The organism is Haloarchaeobius sp. HME9146, from assembly GCF_025399835.1.
Classification (GTDB): domain Archaea; phylum Halobacteriota; class Halobacteria; order Halobacteriales; family Natrialbaceae; genus Haloarchaeobius.
On the sequence record NZ_JAODVR010000001.1, the window covers coordinates 2,546,186 to 2,568,714 of the forward strand.

Below are 22,529 nucleotides of genomic sequence, written 5' to 3' on the forward strand. Positions count from 1 at the left end.
CTACGGCCCGAACGTGACCGACGATTCTCCGACGCGCTCCCGGTACTGTGCCTTCGTCACTGTGTACCGATGGTGGTCGACGACTGCCCCGCCGGGGCGAACTGTCGAGTTCCGAATCCGGCCGTCGTACTGGCCACCAAAGCGTTCGACGTACGTTTCGACCGCCCGCCGCGACCGGTCGTTTCGGTCCTGGACGGGAATCGCGACGAGGTCGAGGTCGAGCCGGTCGAACGCCAGCGCGAGCATCGCCAGTGCGCGCTCTGCGGAGTACCCACGGCCCCAGAAACGTTTGCGAAGCCAGATTGCCGGTTTTCCAGTCCGTGTCTCCCAGTCGACGATGAGCCCGCCGGAGCCGGCGATGTCGCCTGCCCCGTCTTCGCCCGGCTTCGGTCGGATGAGGTACTCGGCCCTGGTGCGGTCCTGCCATTGCGATTCCAGCGAATCGAGGTACTCGGCGGTCTCGGCGACCGTCTGGTGGGTGTCCCAGGGGAGGTAGCGTGTGACCTCGTCGATGCCGGGCTCGTGATGCGAGCAGACCTGATGGTACTCGATAGCGTCGACTGTCTCGTGACAGAGGCGCTCGAATCGAAGCCGGTCGGTCGAGATGGTCTCGGGGAACACGCGCTACAAGTAAATCAGTCCGTCACTCAGCCGCGACCGTCTCCTCGGTGTACGACCGGGCGTACTCCACGAAGTTCTGGAGAATCGTGAGGCCGGTGTCGCCGCTCTTCTCCGGGTGGAACTGCGTCCCCATCACGTTGCCCGCCTCGTTCGCGGCCACGGCGGCGAAGTCGAAGCCGTAGTCGCAGGAGGCAACGGTGTGGTCGGCGACGGCGGAGCCGTAAGAGTGGACGAAGTAGGCGAAATCACCCTCGTCGATATCGTCCACCAGTGGGTGGTCGCGTTCGATGGTAAGCTGGTTCCACCCCATGTGCGGGACCTTCACGTCGTCGCTCGGGAGGCGCTCGACCCGGCCCGGAATCAGGTCCAGCCCGTCGATGGTCTCGCCTTCGGGCGCACCCTCGGTGCTCTCCGTGAACAGGAGTTGCAGGCCGACACAGATACCGAGGATAGGCGTGTCTTCGGCGGCCTCGACGAGCACGTCGTGGAAGGGCTTCGAGTTCCGGACGCATTCGCCGAACGCGCCCACACCCGGAAGCACGAGCGCGTCCGCGGCGGCGATCTCGTCGGGGTCGTCGGAGATGGTCACCGTCGCGTCCGCGCGTTCCAGGCCGCGCTGGAGGCTCCGGAGGTTTCCGACGCCGTAGTCGATGATGGTGACTTGCACACCGTCCGTTCGCGAGCCCGCGGCTTATCGATTGGTGTCCCCCCGAATGTCGCCGCGAGGATGGGGCAGTCGGGCACAGGTGTGTCAGTACTCCCAGAGCCGGCCGATGCGCGCGTCGATGTCCGGCTCGGCCTCACGGAGCGCCGCGACGGTACGCTCGCCGTTCACGTTGATGACGTGGACCTCGCCGCGCTTGCCGCCGTAGACGTCCTGGAAGTCGTAGACGACGCCGATGACGTCGGCTTCGGCTGGAATCTCCTCGCTGCCGCGAAGGAACTCGACCTGCTGGTCGACGTTGTACTCGACGAGGCGGTTGACGGCCGCGCCCCGGTCGATGTCCGGGGGGAGCGCCTCGACGCCGCCTTTGAGGTGGGGCTTCAGCAGGTTGATGCAGTGTTCGATACCAGCTGGTTCGGAGCCGCCGACGGTCAGGAAGTCGTACGTCGCCGTGACGGCCCCACAGCCGGTGTGCCCCACGACGACGATGGTGTCGGTGCCGGTGTGTTCGACCGGGTAGAGCACGTCACCGGCGACGACCTCGCCGGCGTCGGTCTGTTGCATCACGCGGTTGCCGATGTTGGCGCAGGTGAAGATGCGACCGGGCTGGTCGTTGCCCCAGATGTGGTCCTGGAGGACCCGTGAGTCCGAACAGCAGACGGTGACGACGTCAGGATGCTGTGCGTCCTGCACCTCGTCGAAGCGCCGCTCGAACTCGCTGGCGTGCTCGAGGTTGTTCTTCAGAAGCTGGACGAACGCAGAGTTCATATTTGTGTCAACACACGCATCTGGTTTATTCTCTCTCTTTGGCGTAATGCGTGGTCAGCCGTGGAACCCTGGACGTCATCCTGCAAGGCGTTCCGAGTGAGAGCGATTTAAGAGGCTGTTGTCGTTACTGATGCTGTGGAGTCTCCGTTCGAGATTCTCGGTGTGAGCCCGGACGCCGACGAGGACACGGTACGTCAGGCGTACCGCCGCCGAGCGAAGGAGACGCACCCCGACCAGGGCGGCTCGAAGCGGGAGTTCCAGCGGGTGAAAGCGGCCTACGAGACGATCTCGGAGGACGACGTCGACCAGTGGGGGGAGCGCCGCGGTGGCCCACGCCCCCGGCCGCGGCCCGAGCCCGAGCCGGCCGAACCCGAGGAGTTCCAGACCGAGGTCGAGTACCTCGAGTACCAGGTGCTCGACGACTACGGCTGGTCGCTGGACGACGACGACCTGTTCGAGAAGGCTCGACGTGCCGGCCTCGGCGAGGCAGACCACGGTCGCTTCGTCGTCACGGGAGACGACTCCCTCCTCGAAGCCGCCGAGGACGCCGGGCAGTCGTGGCCCTTCTCCTGTCGCGGTGGTGCGTGTGCGAACTGTGCCGTCGCCGTGGTCGAGGGCGAGATGGAGGTGTTCGTCGACCACGTCATCCCGCCCGAGCTGTCCGAGAAAGGTATCGTGCTCTCCTGTATCGGTACCCCGACCACCGAGACGATGAAGGTGGTCTGCAACGTCAAACACCTGCCCGAGCTGGAGGACCTCTGGTTGCCGCCGCGGCCGAACTAGGGCTGCCTGGACGACCGGCTGCAGCCTGCACGACCCAATCTCGTCCACAGGCCACCTGGATCCGTACTCAGGCCTCCTCGCTCACGCGCGGCTCGACGTTCTGGTTCAGCCGGAACAGGTTCTCCGGGTCGTACTTCGTCTTGACCGCGACCAGCTTGTCGATATTCTCACCGAAGAGCGCCTGCGACGGGTCCTCGTGGAACCCGGGGAAGTTCCCGTAGCCGCCGACGACGCCGGGCAGTTCCCGGACCTCGTCGATGCTCTCGCGCACCCACGCGACGTTCGCGTCGGTGTCGGCCGGGTCCTCCCAGTTCGCCTCGAAGGTGAGCATGTACGGCTTGTCGCGGTGCCAGAACGCGCTCGCGTCCTGCGGCCGGTCCGCGATGGCCCCACCGAGTTGCCACACGTCCACCGTCGAGAGTTTCGACGGACACGCCTCCCAGCGCCGGACCAGTACGTCGACGAGGTCGTCGTCGAGGTCGGTGAGGTACGTCGCTTTCCAGTAGTAGTTGAGCCCGTCGGGGAACTCCTCGTCGAGCAGACACTGCAGGTCGGTAAAGGGCATCGGACCGCTGAAGTCACCGATGGGCGTCCCGAGTTCGCGGAACGGTGCGAGCGTCGCCTCGCCCGCCTCGGTCGGGCCGAGGTGGCATCCGAGAATCGCGACCATCGGGTCGCCCCACCGCTCGGCCGGGAACTCCTCCATCTCGGGGACGAACCCGAGGATGGGCAGAACGCTCGCCTCCCGAGGTGCGTCGGCGGCGAACTCGCGGGTCAGCCGGAGCGCCTCGGCTACGTGCTCCCTGTCGTGGACGACGAACATGCCGAACACTTCTGGACCGACCTCGTAGAGCGTGTACTCGAACGAGGTGACGACGCCGAAGTTGCCGCCACCGCCCTGGATCGCCCAGAAGAGGTCCGAGTGCTCGTCCGCGCTGGCAGTCACCACCTCGCCGGCGGCGGTGACGAGTTCGACCGAGCGGAGGTTGTCACACGCGAGGCCGTACTTCCGGCGCAGGTGGCCGACCCCGCCGTTGAGCGTCAGGCCGGCGATCCCCGTCTTGCTGACGACGCCGAGGGGCGTCGCCAGCCCGAACAGCTGGGTCTCCCGGTCGACGTCGCCGAGGGTCGCGCCCCCTTCGGCACGGACCGTCATCGCCTCGCGGTCGACGTGGACGCCGTTCATCTCCGAGAGGTCGACGACCAGCCCATCGTCACAGACGGCGGTGCCGGCGACGTTGTGGCCGCCGCCACGGACCGCCAGTGACAGCCCCTGGTCGCGGGCGAAGGTCACGGCCTGCACCACGTCGGCGACGCCCGAGCACCGGGCGATGACCGCAGGGTGTCTGTCTATCATCCCGTTCCACACCTGGCGCGCCTCCTCGTATCCCTCGTCGTCGGGGGTCAGCACCGTCCCGCGGAACGTCGCCCGGAGCGACTCCAGGGGTTCCCGGAGGGAGACGGTCGGCTCCGTGTCGGGTTCGGGTGTGCGTCGTTGGACGGGCATACTAGTCGGTACGAGGGGACGGTGAATCAGGGTCTGCCCTTATCTCGTCTCTGGAAAGGACAGAAAGCAGTCTCGAAGACGGCGGGCGACAAAAGCAGGCGGCTAAAAGTAGGCGGCCCGACGGCGCGATCAGTCCGCGGCGTGGCGGGGCGCGTAGCCGCAGGATTCGCACTTCAGGTAGTTGTCGACGGTACTGACACTGCCCGCGCAGGCGGGGCAGTCGAACACTGGTTCACTTGGTGGGTTCCGGACAGCCATTATCGAGTTGGAGTCGGAGAAGGTAAGTAAACCTTCCTATTACTGGAATCAGACAATATTAATGAGTATTATTATCATGGTTCCGGGCAACAGTCACTCCAGGGCCCATCACCGGTCACCAGCGCGAGATGAGTTCGGCCCGAATGGCAGATGGTTTTATTAGCATCGGTGTGTATCATATCCCCGAAGACCGATGCACCACTGTACGAACTGCGGCGACGACATCGAGACAGCGGACGTCCGGTACGAACGGCGAGTCCCAGACACCGACGCTATCGAGCGATTCTGTTCGGTCGGCTGTCTCACAGACGTCGACGACCTGGACGAAGCTGCGGTTCGTGACCGGCTGTTCTCTACGTCGCAGGAAGTCTGACCGCCCGAGCAGGCAGGGCCCGGCGGGCCCCACTCACCTTACGCCCGGCGGAGCAAGAGCGCGAGACCAGCGACGAGCGCGAGTACTCCGGTGGCCCCGGTGAAGCCCGGCACTGCGCTCTGCTGGTCTCCGGACTCGCTCCCGGATTGGGTCCCGGGAACGGTCGCGGAGTCCGTCCCGGTGGCTGCACCCGTCGTCGTCGTCGGTTCCGGCGTGTTGATGAGCGGCTGTGTGGTCGCCTGCGCGTTCTCGACCTTGCGGATGTCGAACCGCGAGCTGACGGTCTCGTCGCCGACCGTGATGGGGTCGTCCGAGTCCGCAGCGAAACTCCCGTCGCCGTCACCGGCGTACAACACGGCTTCGAGTTCCGTGGACTTGTTCACCGAGAGCGAACCGAAGAAGGACTCCGACAGCGGGACGCTCACGTTCCCGTGCGAGCCGGCGTCGAGTGCCTTCGTCCCGACTATCTCGCCGGTGCTTCCGTCGTCGGTGACGTTCCGGAGGACGACGTAGCCCGGGCGGTCGAGGTCGACCCGGTGGACGGTCACGGCACCGGCGTCGACGCGCTGGGTGGTGAACCCGCCGGTGACGACCCTGACCGCGCCGTCGGTACTCTTCCCGACGGTGACCTGCTGGCCGGCGTAGTTCCCGGCGATACCCTGGATCGGCGTGTCGGTGCCGGGTTCGAACTCGCCGTCACCGTCGTCGCGGTGCAGGACCAGCCAATACGAGCGCGTGCCGTTCTGGTCGGCCCAGTACTGGTCGCCGATGTCGACCGCGAAGTCGGTGTGAAAGCCCTGCTGGACGTGCGCGTTGCCAAGCGGCGGGCCGATCTCGCCACCCTGGTTCTGGTGGACGACGAGGTGGCCAGGGTTGGTCATGAACATCGATTCGACGACGATGGTGCCGTCGCTGGAGACCTGCGCATCCACGCTCAGGTGGTTCCCGTGGGCCGCGGCCGGTGTCACCACGACGACCGCCGCGGCGACCACGAGGACGCCGACGAGGAGGGGGAGGGGGCGGCGCATGATACCACGTCTGGACCGGACGAAAAAAGGCCTGTCGCTAGATGACGTAGGTCGCGCCGTCCATCTGGAGGAACGCTCGCTCGTACCCCTCGTGGCGGGCGACCTGCGGGGGAACGACCACCTCTATCTCGACCTCGTCGCCCGACTGGAGCGACGGCACCGTCGCCCCGTAGTGGTAACTGAGGTCGGGGTCGACGGCCCGGGAGAGCTGGCCGTCGAACTTGGTCTGGCCGTCACGCACGAGCGCGTCGAGGCCCATCATCGGCAACAGCAGGTCGTTGTAGGGGGTCCGCGCGGAGACGTACAGGTAGGACTCCCCCGACCCCGCGAACCGGCCGCCCTCGACGTACTTCGCGACGAGGTCGGCGTCGTCGACGCGCTCGGTCCCGATGGTCGTCCCGGGGAGCGCATCCGGCTTCGGCGCGAGCCCGACGGGCATGTCACCCATCTGCATCGGGCGGATGGCTCCCTTGTCGCCGGCCGCGTCGAGTTCCTGGATGGTGAGCTTGTCCCGGACCTGCTTCGTGAACTCGAAGTCGACCTCGGCGGTCGTGGGCTCGGCGAACTTGTCCGCGAACGACCCCATGCGCCCGATCTGGAGGCCCGCCACCGAGAGCTTCGCCGTGTAGCTGCCGTCGCCCGCGAGCGTGAAGTTGCCGCCGTAGTGAAAGCCCATGCGCTGGGACAGCATCGGGTAGATGACCTCCTCGCTGACCAGCTCGCCGTCCTGCAGAATCTCGACGGAGAGGCTGGTGTCCGCGAGGACCTGCCCGCTCTCCTCGTGCCACACCTGCGCCATCAGGTGGACCGCGTGCTCGTCGGTCTTCTTCTTGGCTTCGCGCTCGGTGCCGGTGACGGTCCAGAAGTCGTGCGGGACCGCGAGCATGAGCCCGAAGGTGAAGTCGCCGTTCGTCACGGGGCCGAACATGGCCATCCCCTCGCGGTAGGACTGGACGTACACGCCCGTGGGACCGTCAGGTTTGGACGTGGTCGGCGGGGTCGATTGGCTGGTCGGTTCGGGCGGGGATGTGACGGTTCCGTCGCTACCGTCACCGAGACAGCCGGCCACTGCGGGGAGGGCGGCCGCGGGGAGGGCGCGGAGAAGGCGGCGTCGTCGCATGGTGTCGTCTAGTGACATGCTGTAAAAAACCGTTGTGGTTCGGGCGTCGAACCGACGTGAGACGCGTGGAGACGGGCGATATCTTCCGGTTCAGCCGACCGTCGACACGACCGGCCGGGAGAACACCCACAGCGAGAGCACGGTGTACCCGAGCATGAGGACCACCACGGGAGCGTGACCGCGCCGGGCCAGGTCGAGCGACCCGAACACCCGGAGCGAGACGGTGTGGGCCGCGAGGACGGCCGCGACGTGCCCGACGACGACGAGCAACACCTCGGTCCCCCAGATGGCCTGCGGCGGGACGATGGCCAGCGGCGTCGCCACGACCGGCTGCTGGGTCGTCACCTCGACGAACGCGAGCAGGCTCCGGAGGACGTAGGGGTAGTTGTGCGCGAGGTCGTAGCCGACCGCGATGGGGAGCAGGGTCGCGCCGAACGCCAGGGTCGCCCGGCGGACGTCACCCTCGCCCAGAGCGGCCGCGAGGCGAACCACGAGCCAGAAGACGCCAAGGAAGGCGAAGAAGCCCACGACGTAGAGCAGGAGGCTCGCGTACACGCCGAGTCCGACCGTCTCCGCAGCCCAGACATTGAGCCCCTGGTACTCGGGGGTCGCCTCGAGCCCGTCGAAGCTGACGGTGTAGACCGCGGCCACGGCGAGTGCAGCCGCACCCCGGTCCGGGAGTGCCTCGCTGCAGGCTTTCCAGGGCGAGGTCTGGACGATTTGGAAGTCGCCGGTGTCGGCTCCGTCGGCTTCATCGGCTCCGGACGCCCCCTCGCCACGCCGAATCGAGAGCGGAGCGACCCGCCCCACGAGGCGGTAGAACGCCGCCAGCGGGTCCGCGTTGGCGAACCAGTCCCGCCCCCAGACGACCCCGCCGACGAGCATCACGGTCGCGTACAGGGCGATGGTCACCGCGGTCAGCCGCGGGCTCGTGGGAACCGCGCTCAGGTTCTCGGCAAAGCCGATGAGCACGAGGAAGCCGAAGGCCGCGGGCCAGGTGCCGAGCCCCGCGGGATACGCCAAGAGCGAGGGGTCCTCACCCTCCAGTCGTGCGAGCAGGTCGTACAGCGTCTCCCAGGGCGAGAGCGAGCGCCACGGGCTCCCGACCACGGCGGAGACCACGAGCAGCCCCTTGAACCAGACGGGCCAGACGAACACCGTCGCGAACTCCTTCGGGGTCTGTGGGCCGGTCAGCCCGGTGTAGATGGCCGCGAGGAATCCCACGAGGAAGACGGTGCGTGCCACCCACCGGACCGCCTCGCCCGCACGGGCGGGCACACTGACCAGCACGTCGTCGACCGCGGTCGGTACTGCGTCCATCCGGGACACGACGACCGCCGTCACGGCGACCGCGCCACCGGCGCTGAGGAACAGCAACCAGGCAGGAATGGGAGGTGCCGCCGACGTGTTCCCGTGGGCGCTGGCGGGGGTGGCCAGTGCCACCGAACCGAGCAACACGACCGTCAGCAGGCGCGAGAGCCGACTCATTGGCAGCGACTCGTCTCGCCCCCGTCAAAGAACCGTTGGTTCAGCCGTCGAAACTCGCGCGGGGACGGGCAACGTTTTTCCTCCGACTCTCCAAGCACCACGCGATGCGCCCCCGGACGCTCGTCGCCCTGCTCGTCATCGTCGCCGGACTGGTCGGCGTCGCCTACGTCGGTCTCTCCGACGGCCAGGGCGGCGAACTCACGGTCGCGTGGACGAGCGACACCGCGGTCGAGGGGGGCAGCAACCACCACGAACCGGCCGTCGCGGTCGTCGACGGTGAACCGCTCGTGTTCGCCCCGGTCAGTTCGACGAAGGAGTTCGGGGACTGCGCGCTGGTCGCGCTCGATGCGACCTCCGGCACGGAGCAGTGGCGCTACGAGGTCCCCCGCGCGAACTGCACGACCCACTCGGTCGCGGACCCGAGCGTCGCCGACCACGACGGTGACGGCTCCCGGTCGGTGCTCGCGACGACGACCGAGCGCGAGGTGGTGGCTTTCGACTCCCACACCGGCGAGGTCGAGGACCGCTACCCACTCACGGCCTACGGCTACTCGAAGCCCATCGTTGCGAACGTCACCGGTGGGCCTGCCACGGAGACACTCGTCGCCGACGTGCGCGGCTACGTCCAGGCGCTCTCGCAGGCTGGCGAGCCGGTGTGGTCCGTGAATCGCTCGACCTACGTCTGGGCGACGCCCGCCGTCGCCGACCTCGACGGCGACGGCCAGACCGAGGTCGCCATCGCGGGCCGTGACGGTCTCATCGCCGCCTACGGTACCGACGGCTCGGCCGAGTGGGAGACGAAGGCGGGCTACGCGGTCACCTGGATGACGACCGGGCAGCTCGACTCGGACCCGGCGGTCGAACTCGTCGTGGGCACGCAAGAGGGCTCCGTGGCGGCCTTCGACGGCCGAACCGGCGAGTACGAGTGGCAACACGACACGAAACTCCTCTCGGCGGTCGAGGCGGTCGGCACGGTCGAGGGCGTCCCGACCGTCTTCGCCACCGCCGGCGACGGCTCGACGGTCGCCCTCGACGGCCAGGACGGGTCGGTCCGCTGGGAGAGCGCCGTCACCACGAAGGCGGTCCAGATGATGCCGCCGCCGGTGCTCGGCGACGTGGACGGCGATGGCGAGGACGAACTCGTGGTCGCGAGCAACGACGGCACCGTCTCGGTCATCTCGCCCGGGACGGGTGAGGTGCTGGCGAGCCACGAGCGCGACGTGGACGTACTCGCACACCCGGTGCTGTCGGATACAGACGGGGACGGGAGCGAGGAGATATACGTCATCTACACCGACGGGCGGGTGCAGCGGCTAGAGTACGAGTCGTAAGCCATCCCGGGCATGGGGTGGAGCGCACCACAAACGGTTTAAAATATTGCTGACACGTTCGAGTATGCGACGACGACCCCTCCTCACAGCGACTGCCGCGCTCGTTCCCGCGACACTGGCCGGCTGTAGCGAACTTCCCGGCGGGAGCTCGGGTTCCCTGACCGTCGACCCGGCAAAGATGCCGACGGCCGACCTCACGATGACTCCGCTGGACGAGTTCCAGCTGGTCCGGCGAGCCCTTCCCCGGATAGAATCGGCGGGAGGCTCCAACGAAGATGCCCAGTTGTTCGAGCGGATACTCGACGGGGGCGCACAGACGCGAGCCATACGACCGCCACTCCCAGTAGACCGACACGTCCTGTTCGATGGCGACGTGTACGTCCTCTCCCACGAAATCGTCGACAAGACACCCGCAACCCGGTACTCCGTGAAGATCGACGTCGTCCAGGGGGCGGTGACCGAGGACGAGTCGGTCCAGTTCTCGGACCTCCCGGCGGTGGACCGCGAGGTGTTCCGTCGGTACGGGCTGGCGGACGGCGAGACCGTCGGTGTCGGGACCGGGTTCCTCTATACGGACGCCGAGCGCGAGGAATCGGTCCTGGTCCCCGACCCCGAGTACTCCTACATCGTCTGGGAGAACGGCAACGAGGCCGAAGTGGTGGTCGACCGCGTGGATGAAGCCACCATCCACACGTATCGCTACAGCGCCGAACACGTCGCAACGATGGACGCGTACGCCCGCAAGCTCCGGGACCGGTTCGCGTTCGAACTCGGTGAGCTGCCGGCGGACCAGCGCGACATCGTGGAGACGGCAATCGAAGAGGACGCGTACGTCGTGGAGCCGGACGACGAGCTACCGTCGGTGTTCCGTGAACTCACAGCCGAGTTCCGCGGCCGCGAACAGGTCCGCGCGCTCGACGAGACGCCCGACGACAGGCTGAACGGGGACTACCTCGTCAGGTATCGCGGGAACGGTTACTGGACGAGGCTTCGAATCGCACCCGACGCACTCGCGGCGACGAGCGAATCGACGAGTGATTGAACGCAGCGCTGCTCAGGCCAGCGGTTCGTCTGGCCGCGGCAGGTCGTAGGTGTCCCTGACGGTATCCGCGAGCAGTCCGTCCTTCGCCAGCGCGATGTAGATGACGACGAACTCGCCGCCGGCAGGCCGCAGGACGAACACCTCTCGGTCGCCCGGTTCCTCGTTCTCGTTCACCCGCGCCACGAGGGGCTCGATTGGCCGCCGACCCGAGACGAACTCGTCGTACAGGTCGCCCGCCCCCTGTGTCTCGCCGAACACGTAGAGTACGCCGTTGACCGCGCCGTCGGTGTCGCGGGTGACCTGCGAGGCCATCGCCTCGCCCTGTGCCCTGGCGTTCTCCCAGGCGTCCTGGGCGGCCTCGAACAGGTTCGTCACGCCGTCAGCACTGGCGTAGAGCGTCCGCTTCTCGACGGCGAGCGATTCCACGGTGGGGTCCTCGGTGGCCCACGAGAGCTCGGCCTCGACGACGTAGCCGGGGCGGAGCCCCGAGACGGTCTCGTCGAGGTCGCCGTGCCCGGTGTGGGCTACGTCGACCAGTTCGTACGCCTCCTCGGTCGGCTCGGTCGGGTCGTCGGGCAGCGAGACGAAGGTCCAGACGCCCTCGTCCCGCGGATTGGCGAGTACCCGGAACCGGCCGCGTGTGGTGGACATACGCGGTTCGTTGTGTGTCACGACGGGTAAGCGTCGCGTTCGACCGCGGCGAAGATGCAGAGGTCGGTGCTGGCGACCGGTCACTCCTCGGCGTCGCAGGGCACCGCCTCGAACCCCAGTGCCACTGCAGTCGGCGAGTCCTCGTCGGCGTCGACCGTCGCCGAGTCGGGAATCGACCAGTCGAAGCGGACGGTCTGGACGCTCTCGGCTGCCATGCACGACCCGTCCACGGCCGGGTCGCCGCCGACGAGGACTGAGCCAGCGGCGACGGCGGTCAGGACCTCCCCGAGCGTGCCCTCGACCAGGACGGTCTCGGTCGGGTCGGCGGCGTCGAGCGCCCCGGTGTGAACCACCGCTGCCAGGGCAGCGTCGAGCATCGGCGTCGTCTCGGCTCCGTCGGGGTCACCCCGCCCAGACAGCGGGAACTGGCCGGGCGGCGGGCGCGCGATGCCGAAGTCGGTCTGGAGCGGGACGACCGAGATGTCGAAGGGGACCGACACGACATCGCGCTCGGCATCGAGCGTCGACTGCCCGCACGGTCGGCCCCGCATGACCGCCAGTCCGGGCTCGCCGGTGAGCAACAGGTCGAACGCCACCGACCCCTCGTCGCCGGGCGCGGCGTCGGTCAGGTCGACGACCGGGCCGGCACCCCCACAGCCGAACGCCTCGCTCGCGGGTGCGAACTGTGCCTCGAAACACGTCTCGACCGCGGTCGCGCCGAGTCCCGGCGTCGCCGCGTCGATCTCCTCGCGGGTCAGGATGTCCCCCTGCTGGCCGTGCTCGACGCTGCCGGGGTGGGCGTCGACGCCGACCCCGTTGTAGGTCGCCTGCCAGGCCATTCGAAGCGATGGCTCCGTAGCGTGCATCGTCAGTGCGCGACTGTCCTCCCCCGGTTGTGCGCTGGCGCTGGCAGAACCGCTCGCCACCCCGATGCCGATGCCGGCACCGAGGAGCCCGAGTACCTGCCGTCGCCGTCGTTGGTACGTGGTCATGATCGTCCCCTCTCCCCAGGACATGCTGACATACGCTGTACTCACTCTTAGCAGAGGGCCATGCCCCTCACCGTGACGATACGAGGAGCTAACACGATACCGCGAGACGCCGGCCCGAAAGGACGGGTCGCGGCTCAGTCGAGCGCCGTTTCGGTGGTCGCGGTCCATGCCGCGGGGTCGTGGAGCCGGTTCGTCCACCAGTCGTCGGTGCGGACCTCGACGGTGTTGCGGAAGGTCTGGCCCGCCGCACAGGGGCTGGTGTTCAGGGTCACCAGCAGTTCCCAGGTCTGCTTCGGTTCGACGGTCCCGAGGTGCCAGATACCCGTCCGGGGGTCGTACGTCTGGTCGTAGGTCAGGCCGCCGCCGGCGTCGCCCTTCGAGAAGTCGTTGAGCATCGACGTCGTGGGCCCTTTCCGGACGCGGATCGCCTCCACGTCGAGCCAGTCGTAGGGGTCGAGCAGGCAGTTCCCGTAGCCGGCGATGGTGGTCCGCTGGCTCGTCGGTCCGACCTCGCGTTTCGGGACGACCCGGACGTTCCGTGCCGTCGCGGGCCCGTCGTTCCGGACGCGGACGATGTAGACCAGCCGGTTCGAGCTCATCATGTACGAGCGCGTCGTCACCGAGAGCGCCGGTCTGGTCGAGGTGGGGCAGGGGACGGCCGTGAACCGGAGGTCGAAGCGCGCCCCATCGTCGGCCGCCACCGAGGCGGTCTCGGGCAGTCGCCAGGTGAGCCGGACGTGTGGGACCGAGGCGTCGTTGGTGCAGTCCAGCGTGTCCGTCGAGAGGTCGCCATCGAGGGGAACCGGTCGGTCCCCGACCGCGGCAAGCACCTCGCGGAGCGTGCCCTCGGCGAGGACGACGGTCGTCATCTCGCCGACGCCGGTGTGGCCGGTCTGGACCAGTTTCGCGGTGATGGCGTCGGCCATCGCCGTGGTCGCTGCCGGCGTCGCCGTGGGGAGGGGTTCCCCCGTTTCGTTCCCGGCCGTCGCCTGGGGCTGTTGCGCGCCGTTCGAGTGGAGCCTGCCGGTCACGCCGACGATGCCGTCTCTCCCGACCGGCTGGACGAAGAGGTCCAGCTGTCCCTCGTCTCCGGGCTGGATGCCCGTCAGGTCCATCAGGGGCTGGTTCCCGCTGGCACCGTAGAGCGCGTCGATATCGAGGAACTGCTCGCGGAAGGCGGTGTCAAGGGTTCGTGCAGAGAACATCGGGAACCGGTCACGGTACTGTGCGCGGGACCACAGGGGGGCCTGCTTTCCTGTCCGGTCGGCCGGATAGGCGTCGACGACGCGCCCGTTGAACTGCTCCTCCCAGGCGACGAGCAACCGGAACTCCCCGCTGTCTTCCTCGTCAGGTGATTCGAGCCCCGCGATGAGGTTGCTCCCCGGTGCTCCGCCGTCGTGGGCGACAGGGGCCGCCTGGCCGATGCCACCCAGTGTGCCGACTGCGAGGCCACCACCCACCAGCCGGAGCAGTCGTCGCCGTGTCAGATGCTGTCTTCTCATGGTATCGTCGTCCCAGTCTCCCCGCGCCCCCACGCCGCCATCGTATCGAGTTGACTACACGTCTCGCGGGCCTGTTTCAGGGTCGAGTGCGTCTAGGCCAGCATCGGATATAATATAGACTACCCGACACTTACGCCCAGGGAGTAACCGGTGCCTCAGCGCCACTCCGACGGAATCGGTTCTTTGAAAACCTGTTCCACCGTTGTTTCGACGATGACCATCCCGACGTTCGTAATCGGCATCGCGGGCGGGACGGGGGCAGGCAAGACGACTGTCGCCCGCGAAGTCGCCGACACGGTGGGCGAGGCCGTGACACGGATTCCACTCGACAACTACTACCAGGACAACTCCGACCTCGAGATGGCCGAGCGCGAGGCGCTCAACTACGACCATCCCGACGCGTTCGAGTGGGAGCTGCTCATCGAACAGCTCGACTCGCTGTTGATGGGCCAACCCATCGAGATGCCCCAGTACGATTTCTCGGTCCACAACCGCAAGGAGGAGACGGTGACCGTCGAGCCATCCACCGTCATCGTCGTCGAGGGCATCTTCGCGCTCTACGACGACGCCATCACCGACATGTGTGACCTTCGGGTGTACGTCGAGACCGACGCCGACGTGCGCATCCTCCGGCGCATCCGGCGCGACGTCATCGAGCGCGAGCGCGAACTCGCCGGCGTCATCGACCAGTACCTCTCGACGGTCAAACCGATGCACGAGCAGTTCGTCGAGCCCACCAAGAAGAATGCGGACGTCATCATCCCCGAGGGCGCGAACCAGATGGCCGTCGACCTGCTGACCGAGAAGGTCGAAGCCGAGACCGATACGGCTGCCGGCGACCCCGAGGACCGTCGGTCGTGGGAGCGGGCAGTTCACGAGGACCGTACCACCGTCGAACCGACGGAACAGCCGGTCGAGGACGCCGATTCCCGGTCGACGCGTTGACGGGAGAAACAGGCAATTTTTATACGCGTGGGGGGCCGTACATTGTTCACATGAGCACTGGAAACGAAGCTGGCGCCTCGGAACTTCGGCGGCCCGAGGAGGTCGAAGACGGCTTCCTCGCCCGCAATTCGTGGCTCAAGCCCTTCGCCCTCGTCGAAGTGATCTTCCTGGTCATGCTGCTCCTGCTCGACATCGCGAACGACATGTTCACGTGGATGCGAGGCGGGTTCAGTCAGGCGATCTTCGGGATGATACTGTCCCTGTTCGTCCTGGCACTCACCGCCGCCGTCATCGTGCTGATGATCAGTGCGTTCCGGTACGTCACCGAAGACTGACCCCACGGAGCCGTCCTGATTTCTCCGATTCCCATCCAGCGTCGCGACGACAGTCGCTCGCGATTCCGCGTCTCGTCACGCCAGCCCAGCGAGCAGGTTCCCGACACCGTACGCGACCGACGCGGCGAGCATCCCGACCACCAGCATCTCAGTGCCGTTGACCAGCCAGGTCCGGTCGGTGACCAGGCTCCGACTCGCCCCGACGGCGAAGAACGCCACCGCCGTCACGAGGATGGAGAGTTCGAACAGCAGCCCTGTGTCGAGGATGTAGGGAAGCAGTGGCGTCCACCCGGCGACGACGAACGCGAGGAACGTCGTCAGCGCGGTCCGGCCGGGGGTCTTCCCGTCCTCGACGTGCTCCGTCCCGGATGCCTCCGCGTAGTCGAGTTCCGAGCGCCGACTCAGGAAGTTGCTCATGCCCATCGAGAACCCGTCGGCGAACAGGTTCGCCATCCCGAGGATGAGAACGATACCGGGGTCGAGGGCAGCGCCTGCGACGCCAGAGACGACTGCGAACGTCGTCACGATGCCGTCGTTGGCCCCGTAGATGACCTCAGCGATGTACTGGCCCGAATCTTCGACCTCGTCCCCCAGCAGTTCCCGAAGCATCCTCGGCTACTACTCCTGCGGTGACCATAAGCTGCAGCGGCTGGCGACTCTGCTATCGCAGATGCGCACCTCTGTTCGAGCATGGAATCCGTTCTCGTCGCCATCGACGGGTCGCCGTTGGCAGACCGTGCGCTCGAATACGCGCTCGACCGCTACCCCGACGCGGCCATCACGGTCCTCCACGTGGTCGACCCCGTCGAGGCGGTGTACGTCGCCGAAGCGAAAGGTCCCAGTGAGGGTCGCTCGTACGTCCAGGCCGCCAGGGAACACGGTGAGGAGCTGTGTGCCACGGCCCGTGGGCTCGCAGCAGACCGGGGTATCGAGGTGACCACCGCGCTCGAAACCGGGAACCCGGCGCGCGAGATACTGCGATACGTCGAGGCCGACGACGTGGACGCGATCGTCATGGGCAGTCACGGCCGGTCCGGTCTCTCGCGAGTGTTCCTGGGGAGCGTCGCGGAGACGGTGCTCAGACGCTCGCCGGTCCCCGTGACGGTCGTCCGTTGAGGCCCGGGTGCCGCGTCCGGTCGCGGCCGGTGCACTCAGTCCGTGCCCGGGGCGTCATCCACGAGGACGACCGCCTCACCCGTGATGACCAGCTCCTCGTCGGTGTCGAACACGTCCGTCCGGAGGCGATAGCGGTCCTCGCCGACCCGGTCGATGACCTCACACACCGCGGTCACGCGGTCCCCGAGCTCGACCGGCCCGCGGAACGTCAGGTTCTGACTCAGGTAGATGACGAGCCCGGGCAGGCGCGCGAGGGCCGCACTGATGACGCTCGAGGCGAGCGCGCCGTGGACGATTCGACCACCGAAGCGGGTCCCGGCCGCGTACTCGTCGTCCAGATGCAGGGGGTTCGTATCGCCACTCAGCGCGGCGAACTCCTCGACCTCGGTCTCGGTCAGAATCTGGGAGAACCGCACCACGTCGCCGACGCTCAGGCCCTGGTCGTCCCGGTCCTCGTAGCTCGTCGACCAGTCCTCCTCCACCTCGACGACCGGTTCGTACTGGAAGCGCGGCAGGTAGTACGAAAGCTCCGTCACGGAGAGCACGCCCACGAGCGCTTCGCCCTCCGTGACGACCAGCTGGTCGATGGCTTCCTCACGAAGCAGGTCCGCGGCGTGTTCGACCGACCGCGATGCGGGGACCGTGACCACCGGCGACGACATGATCTCCGCCGCGGTCTTCGTCGTGGTGTCCGTGCCCGACGCGACGAGGGCCACCACGTCGCTCTTCGTGACGATGCCAACCGGGTCACCCCCGCTCGTCACCACCAGCGAACCAACGGCAGCGTCCCTGAGTCGCGCCGCACATGCCCGCACGGTCGCCTCCGTCGAGATGGACTCGACGGTCTGTTGCATCACGTCCCTGACCAGGGTCTTGATACGCATACGCGGGCTTACTCTCGGCTCGATGATAGTTCTGCCGACTGGAGAATCACCGGATTCAGCCCGGCCAGGCCACCCATTAACACTCATGGCAACCAACGATGATGGCTGACTCGAAACGTTCGAACAGAGGCGGGTCGACCCACCAGCGACATCCTGTCAGGAATCCGTGCAACAGGCAGCCCCCGCCCACGGGCTGCCGTCATCCGCTGGGGCAACACCGGTCGCACCCGCCTCGACGCCAGACGTGCCCGTCACGCGCCCAAGCCCACATTCTTTTGACGACCCACTAGAGAGCCTGTGCCAGCCGAGCCGTTACGATAGCTGGACGCGGTTCTGGTTGTACGTCGTCGTCTTCCGGACCGCGGAGAACTCGTACGACCCGTCGAACGGTTCGGGGGAGGCGTTTTCCGGCACACTGCCGCGCGAGATGCCGCCCATGTAGAAGCCGTCGAACTCCTCGCGGTCCTTGTAGATGTAGACCGGCGTGCCCGGCTCGACAGGGCGTTCGAGCGGGACGACGGTCCGGTCGTGTGTGTCCACGTTCGTGAGCTTGAGACGCGACGCCCCCTCGATGCGGTTCCCGGACTCGATCTCCAGCCGGCAGAAGCGCCTGTCGTCGGTCAACGACGCGGAGACGACCGGCGCGTTCTCCCTCGCGTCCGCCAGCCAAGACGGGTCCGGGACGGAGGTCTCGCCGACCCCCTCCACGGTGTACTCGCTCGTGACGCGCAGTTCGTCGCCGGTCGGCTCGCTCGCCTGGTAGGTCGCCTCCAGCGCCCGTATCACGCCGTCCTTGGTGACCTCCAGCCAGGCCGAATCGAGTCCGAGGAGCTCCCCGTCGAGGTGCCCGGGCGAGGTCGCACCCTCCTCGAAGCCGGTCGCCGCTACCCGCCACACAGCCGGCGAGTCGGCGACGAGTTCGGGCGCGCCCCACGAGAACACCTCGAGGAGCGCCTTCACCTCGACCGCCCAGGTGACGTTGGCGATGTCGAAGCCCTCGGCGTCCTCGCCGTAGGTCACCCGGTCGTCCATGTCCTCGCGCCAGAACGCCTCGGAGCCGTCGCGGTAGATGGTCACCTCACCGCTGCCCCCGCGCCGGGTCCACCGACCGAGGGCCGACCCGCTGTCCACGTCGTACTCCTTTTGCCACATGACCTCGGTGTTCGTGACGTCGAACTTGGTCCACGCCGCCCGGAAACTCGATTGCAGGAGGGTCCGGACGTGCCCGGAGAACAGCAGTGGTGTCGCGCCGTCCTCGGAGAGCCCCATCGGATAGGCCGCCTGCGCTGAGTCGGCCGTCGTGGACTCCGCTTGCATCTCGGTCGCCGTCTCGCTTCCTGTCGCCGTTGTCGTCGCCCCGTCCGTGGCGGTCTGCTGTCCGGTTCCCGTCCCACCGCCTTCGCTCAGCCGAAGACAGCCAGAGACCGAAAATAGAGAGCCGCCGAGCAGGGAGATCACACCTCTGCGTTTCATCGTGTCGAGTAGTTCTCCCCATCGTACAAAAGTCATTCCGCCGTCAGAATGAACCGCCGGTCACTCAGAGACGGGGACGCGCTCGCAGTAGTTGTTCGTCGTCCGGAACGCCGTGACGTTGTAGGACTTCTCGAACGGGGCCGGGGACACGTCGCTCGGGACACTCCCGCGTTCGATTCGCCCCCGAGCGACCCCGGTTGCCATCTCCCCGTCCCTGTAGAGATAGGCGACGACCCCTGGTTCGAGCGCCTGCTCTAGCGGCACGACCGTCTTCGTCTGTTGGTCGTCCGCGAAGACGGTGATGCGCGAACCGGGTTCGAGCCGGTTGCCCGCGACCACCTCGAACCGGACGAACCGCCTGTCGTCGGTCAGCGACGCTTCGATGGTCGGCGCGTTCTCCCGTGCCGTCGGCAGCCACGACGGCGCGTCGACGGTCACCTCGCCGAGGGAGTCGACGGTGTACTGACTGCTGACCCGCAACTCCTGCCCGTCAAGCCGGCGGACCTTGTACGTCGCCTCGCTCGTGCGTATCACACCGCCTGCCGTGACCGTCATGGCCCCAGCGGTCAGGTCCAAAACCTCCCCCTCCATGTGTCCCGGGACGGCCGAAGGGGTCTCGATGCCAGTCGCCTCGATCTGCCAGACCGCGGGAGACTCCGAGACGAGTTCAGGCGCGCCCCACGAGAACGCCTCCAGGAGTTTCTGTATCTCGACGCTCCAGGCGACCTTCCCGATCTGGAATCCCTCGTTGTCCTTCCCGTACGTCGTCCTGTCCCCGAGTTCCTCCCGCCAGTAGGCTTCCGACCCCTGCCGGAAGATGCGAACCGGCCCGCCGTTCTGCCGCGTCCACGACCCGAGCGCCTGGCCAACGTCCGCCTGGTACTCCTTCTGCCACCGGAGCTCCGAGTTCGTGAGGTCCAGCTTCGACCACTCCACGTGAAAACTCGTCTGAAGGAGCGCCTGTACGTGAGCCGAGTACAGCAGCTGCGTCGCGCCATTCTCCGAGAGTCCCATCGGGAACTCCGGCTCGTCGGGCTGGTCCGTCGTCTGTTCCTGCTCGGTCGCCGTCGCCGACGAGACTGCCGTCTGTGACCCTGTCGTCATCGACCCTCCTGCTGTTCCTGCGCCACTCCCCTCGGACAGCCGAAGACACCCCGAGACCGAGAAAAGAGACCCACCCAACAGTGAAAGCGCGCGTCTCCGTTTCATCTATCTCGACCAACTGGTCGGCCGCTAATAAATCGTTTCGCCGACTAGATGGGGCACAGCCGACCTGCAGGCGTCGCGAGACAGGTATCTGGAATAGATTCAGAGCCCTCCAGTCAGTGATTCACCCGCTCACGAGTGCCGAGCACACGAGTTGCTCGGCGGGATAGTTCGCGGGAAAAGTAAGCCGGTGGAGGGAGTGTGAACCTCACTCGCTCCTTGCAGTCGCTCGGTGATTCAAATCCCTCGCGAGGCTCTTCAGTCTCACTTCGTTCGACAGAAAGAGCCGGTGGAGGGATTTGAACCCTCGACCTATTCCTTACGAAGGAATCGCTCTAGCCAGTCTGAGCTACACCGGCGCGGGCGTACACTCGTCCGGCACCGTCCTCCGGCGCTCGAACGCATCTTCACGTACTGCGATGATACCAATAAGGGTTGCGAATCGGTTCGACAATCAGGCCCGCGTCAGGCGAACGTCCAGACAGACGTTGTCCTCGTGTGGCGCATACGACCGGACGGTCTGGCGGGTCTCGACGGTGACCTCGTACTCGGGCTCTGCGGCCTCGCGGATGGCGCGCTCGCCCGGCCCGAAGCGGTCGTCCTCGTGCTGGATGTCGTAGAAGTGGAGGACGCAGTCGTCGCCGGCGAGCGCGACCGCGGTGTCGACGAACTCGTTCGCGCTGTGGGGGAGGTTCATCAGGACGCGGTCGGCCCAGCCCTCGTAGTCCGCAGCCACGTCGCGCACGTCCCCGTGGACCGCAGTGACGCGGTCCGTGACGCCGTTTCGCTCGGCGTTCTCGCGCAGGTACTCGACGGCGCGCTCGTTCAGGTCGACCGCGACCACATCGGCCCCGCGCTTGGCGGCCGGGATGGCAAACGGGCCGACGCCCGCGAACATGTCGAAGACGTGCTCGCCGGGCTGGACCTGCTCGACGACGCGGTGGCGCTCGGTGGCCAGCCGGGGGGAGAAGTACACGTCGGCGATGTCCAGCGCGAAGCCACAGCCGTACTCGCGGTGGACGGTCTCCGTGTCGTCGCCGACGAGCACGTCCCAGTCTCGCACCCGCAGCTCGCCCTTGATCTCGGAGGCGCGGTTCACCACCGTCGAGAGCGGAAGGTCCGACGCGACGATTGCGTCTGCGATCTCCATCGCTCGCTCGGGGTCGTCCTCGTCGATGATGGCGATGTCGCCGAGCCGTTCGAGACTCGGGTCGAAACCGAGGATGTCCGCAGGGGTCGTCGGCGTCCGCCGAGTCGAGGTGTCGTGGTCGACGACGTCGTACTCCGGCGGGACCGACTCCCGGTCCACCACCGGAATGTACACCCAGTCGTCGCCCGCCGATATCTCGTACTCCTCCGAGAGGAGGCCCGCCTCGGCGAGTGCCTGGCGCGTCTCCTCGCCGGCGGATCGCTCCACTCGCACGCAGGGGACGTTCATATCGTGTGCGAACCGTGCAGGCGTCCTAACGCTGACGCTTCGGCCCGACTCTCCTCGCGCGCGAGGTCGAAACGTTATAGCCCGTGATGGCGCTACGGACGGTATGCTCACCTTCATCGGCCTCGGCCTGTACGACGAGCGTTCCATCACCGTCGAGGGAGCCGAGCGGCTCCAGGCCGCCAACCGTGCCTTCGCGGAGTTCTACACGAGCAAGCTCATCGGCGCGGAGGTCGAAGACCTCGAAGCCTACCACGATATCGACATCGAGGTTCGAGACCGCCCGGGCGTCGAACAGCACCCCGACGACATCCTCGATGCCGCCGAGTCGGAGGACGTGGCGTTCCTGACCGCCGGGGACACGATGATATCCACGACCCACGTCGACCTCCGGCTGCGCGCCCAGGAGCGCGGCATCGACACCCGGATCATCCACGGAACGACCGCCCAGACCGCCACCAGCTCGCTCACCGGCCTGCAGAACTACCGCTTCGGGAAGGCGACCACGCTCCCCTTCGAGTACGCCCACGGCGGCGACGACGTGCCCGAGAGCGTCCGCCGGACCATCGACGCCAACCGCGAGCAGGGCCTGCACACCGTGGTCTACCTCGACATCAAGGTCGGCCGCGGCCCCGACGGCGACGACCCCGACCACGAGGAGTACATGACCGCCGACTACGCCGCGAACCTCCTCGCCGAGTACTACCCCGACACCCTCGGCGTGGTCGTCGCCCGCGCCGGCAGCCCCGAGCCACTCGTCGCCGCGGACAGCCTCTCCGCGCTGGCCGACCGCGAGTTCGGCGACCCGCTCCACCTCCTCGTGATTCCCGGCGACCTGCACCTCATCGAAGCCGACGCGTTGCGCGACCTTGCGGGTGCACCCGAGGACCTGCTCGACGTCTGAAGTAGTACTTCTCTCGCTCTCTCCTCAGCTTCGCCCCAGAGAGCTGTGGCTGTGGGATGCAGCGTCCGAAAGAAAGCGAAGTCAGGAACCAGACGAGGTCCGG

24 protein-coding genes and 1 tRNA gene are annotated in these 22,529 nt (G+C 67.2%); 8 read left to right on the forward strand and 17 right to left on the reverse strand.

The features are described 5' to 3' along the window. From N6C22_RS13195 to N6C22_RS13205, 3 genes are all read right to left on the reverse strand, one after another. On the reverse strand, nt 1-621 hold the full coding sequence (locus tag N6C22_RS13195) for a GNAT family N-acetyltransferase (RefSeq protein ID WP_261651578.1): 621 nt from the start codon (nt 619-621) through the stop codon (nt 1-3). A 22-nt stretch (nt 622-643) separates the two neighbouring features. Continuing rightward, nucleotides 644-1,288, reverse strand: a complete 645-nt coding sequence (gene hisH / locus N6C22_RS13200; protein ID WP_261651579.1) for an imidazole glycerol phosphate synthase subunit HisH — start codon at nt 1,286-1,288, stop codon at nt 644-646. 84 nt (nt 1,289-1,372) lie between these two features. After that, complete coding sequence (locus N6C22_RS13205; protein WP_261651580.1) at nt 1,373-2,053, reverse strand: carbonic anhydrase; 681 nt, start codon at nt 2,051-2,053, stop codon at nt 1,373-1,375. Nucleotides 2,054-2,188: 135 nt separating this feature from the next. Here N6C22_RS13205 and fer point away from each other — a divergent pair, with 135 nt between their 5' ends. Next, on the forward strand, nt 2,189-2,836 hold the full coding sequence (fer, locus tag N6C22_RS13210; RefSeq protein ID WP_261651581.1) for a ferredoxin Fer: 648 nt from the start codon (nt 2,189-2,191) through the stop codon (nt 2,834-2,836). A 67-nt stretch (nt 2,837-2,903) separates the two neighbouring features. Here fer and N6C22_RS13215 read toward each other — a convergent pair whose 3' ends face one another. Both N6C22_RS13215 and N6C22_RS13220 read right to left on the reverse strand, forming a co-directional pair. Next, nucleotides 2,904-4,343: an FAD-binding oxidoreductase gene (locus tag N6C22_RS13215; protein ID WP_261651582.1), complete on the reverse strand. Its 1,440-nt coding sequence runs from the start codon at nt 4,341-4,343 to the stop codon at nt 2,904-2,906. Nucleotides 4,344-4,472: 129 nt separating this feature from the next. Beyond that, nucleotides 4,473-4,601 carry a hypothetical protein gene (locus N6C22_RS13220; protein WP_261651583.1) on the reverse strand — a complete coding sequence of 43 codons (129 nt, stop codon included), beginning with the start codon at nt 4,599-4,601 and terminating at the stop codon, nt 4,473-4,475. Between the two features lie 193 nt (nt 4,602-4,794). Here N6C22_RS13220 and N6C22_RS13225 point away from each other — a divergent pair, with 193 nt between their 5' ends. Then, complete coding sequence (locus N6C22_RS13225; protein WP_261651584.1) at nt 4,795-4,974, forward strand: hypothetical protein; 180 nt, start codon at nt 4,795-4,797, stop codon at nt 4,972-4,974. 38 nt (nt 4,975-5,012) lie between these two features. Here the strand turns inward: N6C22_RS13225 and N6C22_RS13230 are convergent, their stop codons facing one another. The 3 genes from N6C22_RS13230 to N6C22_RS13240 form a co-directional block, all read right to left on the reverse strand. Further along, nucleotides 5,013-6,002, reverse strand: a complete 990-nt coding sequence (locus tag N6C22_RS13230; protein ID WP_261651585.1) for a hypothetical protein — start codon at nt 6,000-6,002, stop codon at nt 5,013-5,015. 37 nt (nt 6,003-6,039) lie between these two features. After that, the gene (locus N6C22_RS13235) at nt 6,040-7,122 is read right to left on the reverse strand and encodes a fe2+ transport protein (RefSeq protein WP_261651586.1); all 1,083 of its coding nucleotides are present in this window, start codon (nt 7,120-7,122) and stop codon (nt 6,040-6,042) included. Between the two features lie 90 nt (nt 7,123-7,212). Beyond that, a complete protein-coding gene (locus tag N6C22_RS13240; protein WP_261651587.1) occupies nt 7,213-8,610 on the reverse strand; it encodes a hypothetical protein in 1,398 nt (465 codons plus the stop codon). 104 nt (nt 8,611-8,714) lie between these two features. Between N6C22_RS13240 and N6C22_RS13245 the strand changes: the two genes are divergently transcribed. Both N6C22_RS13245 and N6C22_RS13250 read left to right on the forward strand, forming a co-directional pair. Continuing rightward, nucleotides 8,715-9,941 carry a PQQ-binding-like beta-propeller repeat protein gene (locus N6C22_RS13245; RefSeq protein ID WP_261651588.1) on the forward strand — a complete coding sequence of 409 codons (1,227 nt, stop codon included), beginning with the start codon at nt 8,715-8,717 and terminating at the stop codon, nt 9,939-9,941. Between the two features lie 64 nt (nt 9,942-10,005). Next, nucleotides 10,006-10,983, forward strand: coding sequence for a hypothetical protein (locus tag N6C22_RS13250; protein ID WP_261651589.1), 978 nt, complete (start codon nt 10,006-10,008; stop codon nt 10,981-10,983). 12 nt (nt 10,984-10,995) lie between these two features. On the opposite strand, the gene N6C22_RS13255 is transcribed toward N6C22_RS13250, so the two are convergent. The 3 genes from N6C22_RS13255 to N6C22_RS13265 all read right to left on the reverse strand — a co-directional run bounded on the left by N6C22_RS13255 (nt 10,996) and on the right by N6C22_RS13265 (nt 14,128). Continuing rightward, nucleotides 10,996-11,634, reverse strand: a complete 639-nt coding sequence (locus tag N6C22_RS13255) for a DUF6663 family protein (RefSeq protein WP_261651591.1) — start codon at nt 11,632-11,634, stop codon at nt 10,996-10,998. Nucleotides 11,635-11,714: 80 nt separating this feature from the next. After that, the gene (locus N6C22_RS13260; protein ID WP_261651592.1) at nt 11,715-12,626 is read right to left on the reverse strand and encodes a hypothetical protein; all 912 of its coding nucleotides are present in this window, start codon (nt 12,624-12,626) and stop codon (nt 11,715-11,717) included. A 134-nt stretch (nt 12,627-12,760) separates the two neighbouring features. Next, nucleotides 12,761-14,128: a hypothetical protein gene (locus N6C22_RS13265; protein ID WP_261651593.1), complete on the reverse strand. Its 1,368-nt coding sequence runs from the start codon at nt 14,126-14,128 to the stop codon at nt 12,761-12,763. 213 nt (nt 14,129-14,341) lie between these two features. On the opposite strand from N6C22_RS13265, the gene udk reads away from it, so the two are divergent. Both udk and N6C22_RS13275 read left to right on the forward strand, forming a co-directional pair. Next, nucleotides 14,342-15,073, forward strand: a complete 732-nt coding sequence (gene udk, locus N6C22_RS13270; protein WP_261651595.1) for a uridine kinase — start codon at nt 14,342-14,344, stop codon at nt 15,071-15,073. A 50-nt stretch (nt 15,074-15,123) separates the two neighbouring features. Then, complete coding sequence (locus N6C22_RS13275; RefSeq protein ID WP_261651596.1) at nt 15,124-15,408, forward strand: hypothetical protein; 285 nt, start codon at nt 15,124-15,126, stop codon at nt 15,406-15,408. Nucleotides 15,409-15,483: 75 nt separating this feature from the next. Here the strand turns inward: N6C22_RS13275 and N6C22_RS13280 are convergent, their stop codons facing one another. Continuing rightward, nucleotides 15,484-16,017, reverse strand: coding sequence for a VIT1/CCC1 transporter family protein (locus N6C22_RS13280; RefSeq protein ID WP_261651597.1), 534 nt, complete (start codon nt 16,015-16,017; stop codon nt 15,484-15,486). 81 nt (nt 16,018-16,098) lie between these two features. Here N6C22_RS13280 and N6C22_RS13285 point away from each other — a divergent pair, with 81 nt between their 5' ends. Continuing rightward, nucleotides 16,099-16,524, forward strand: a complete 426-nt coding sequence (locus N6C22_RS13285) for a universal stress protein (protein ID WP_261651598.1) — start codon at nt 16,099-16,101, stop codon at nt 16,522-16,524. Nucleotides 16,525-16,559: 35 nt separating this feature from the next. Here N6C22_RS13285 and N6C22_RS13290 read toward each other — a convergent pair whose 3' ends face one another. The 5 genes from N6C22_RS13290 to N6C22_RS13310 all read right to left on the reverse strand — a co-directional run bounded on the left by N6C22_RS13290 (nt 16,560) and on the right by N6C22_RS13310 (nt 21,525). Beyond that, the gene (locus tag N6C22_RS13290; protein ID WP_261651600.1) at nt 16,560-17,408 is read right to left on the reverse strand and encodes a CBS domain-containing protein; all 849 of its coding nucleotides are present in this window, start codon (nt 17,406-17,408) and stop codon (nt 16,560-16,562) included. 312 nt (nt 17,409-17,720) lie between these two features. Further along, nucleotides 17,721-18,881: a hypothetical protein gene (locus N6C22_RS13295; RefSeq protein ID WP_261651601.1), complete on the reverse strand. Its 1,161-nt coding sequence runs from the start codon at nt 18,879-18,881 to the stop codon at nt 17,721-17,723. A 60-nt stretch (nt 18,882-18,941) separates the two neighbouring features. Then, nucleotides 18,942-19,985 carry a hypothetical protein gene (locus N6C22_RS13300; RefSeq protein WP_261651602.1) on the reverse strand — a complete coding sequence of 348 codons (1,044 nt, stop codon included), beginning with the start codon at nt 19,983-19,985 and terminating at the stop codon, nt 18,942-18,944. Between the two features lie 386 nt (nt 19,986-20,371). After that, a tRNA-Thr gene (locus N6C22_RS13305) sits at nt 20,372-20,446 on the reverse strand. Between the two features lie 95 nt (nt 20,447-20,541). After that, nucleotides 20,542-21,525, reverse strand: coding sequence for a class I SAM-dependent methyltransferase family protein (locus N6C22_RS13310; RefSeq protein ID WP_261651603.1), 984 nt, complete (start codon nt 21,523-21,525; stop codon nt 20,542-20,544). Between the two features lie 103 nt (nt 21,526-21,628). Between N6C22_RS13310 and dph5 the strand changes: the two genes are divergently transcribed. Then, nucleotides 21,629-22,426 carry a diphthine synthase gene (dph5, locus tag N6C22_RS13315; RefSeq protein WP_261651604.1) on the forward strand — a complete coding sequence of 266 codons (798 nt, stop codon included), beginning with the start codon at nt 21,629-21,631 and terminating at the stop codon, nt 22,424-22,426. Nucleotides 22,427-22,529: the final 103 nt, after the last annotated feature.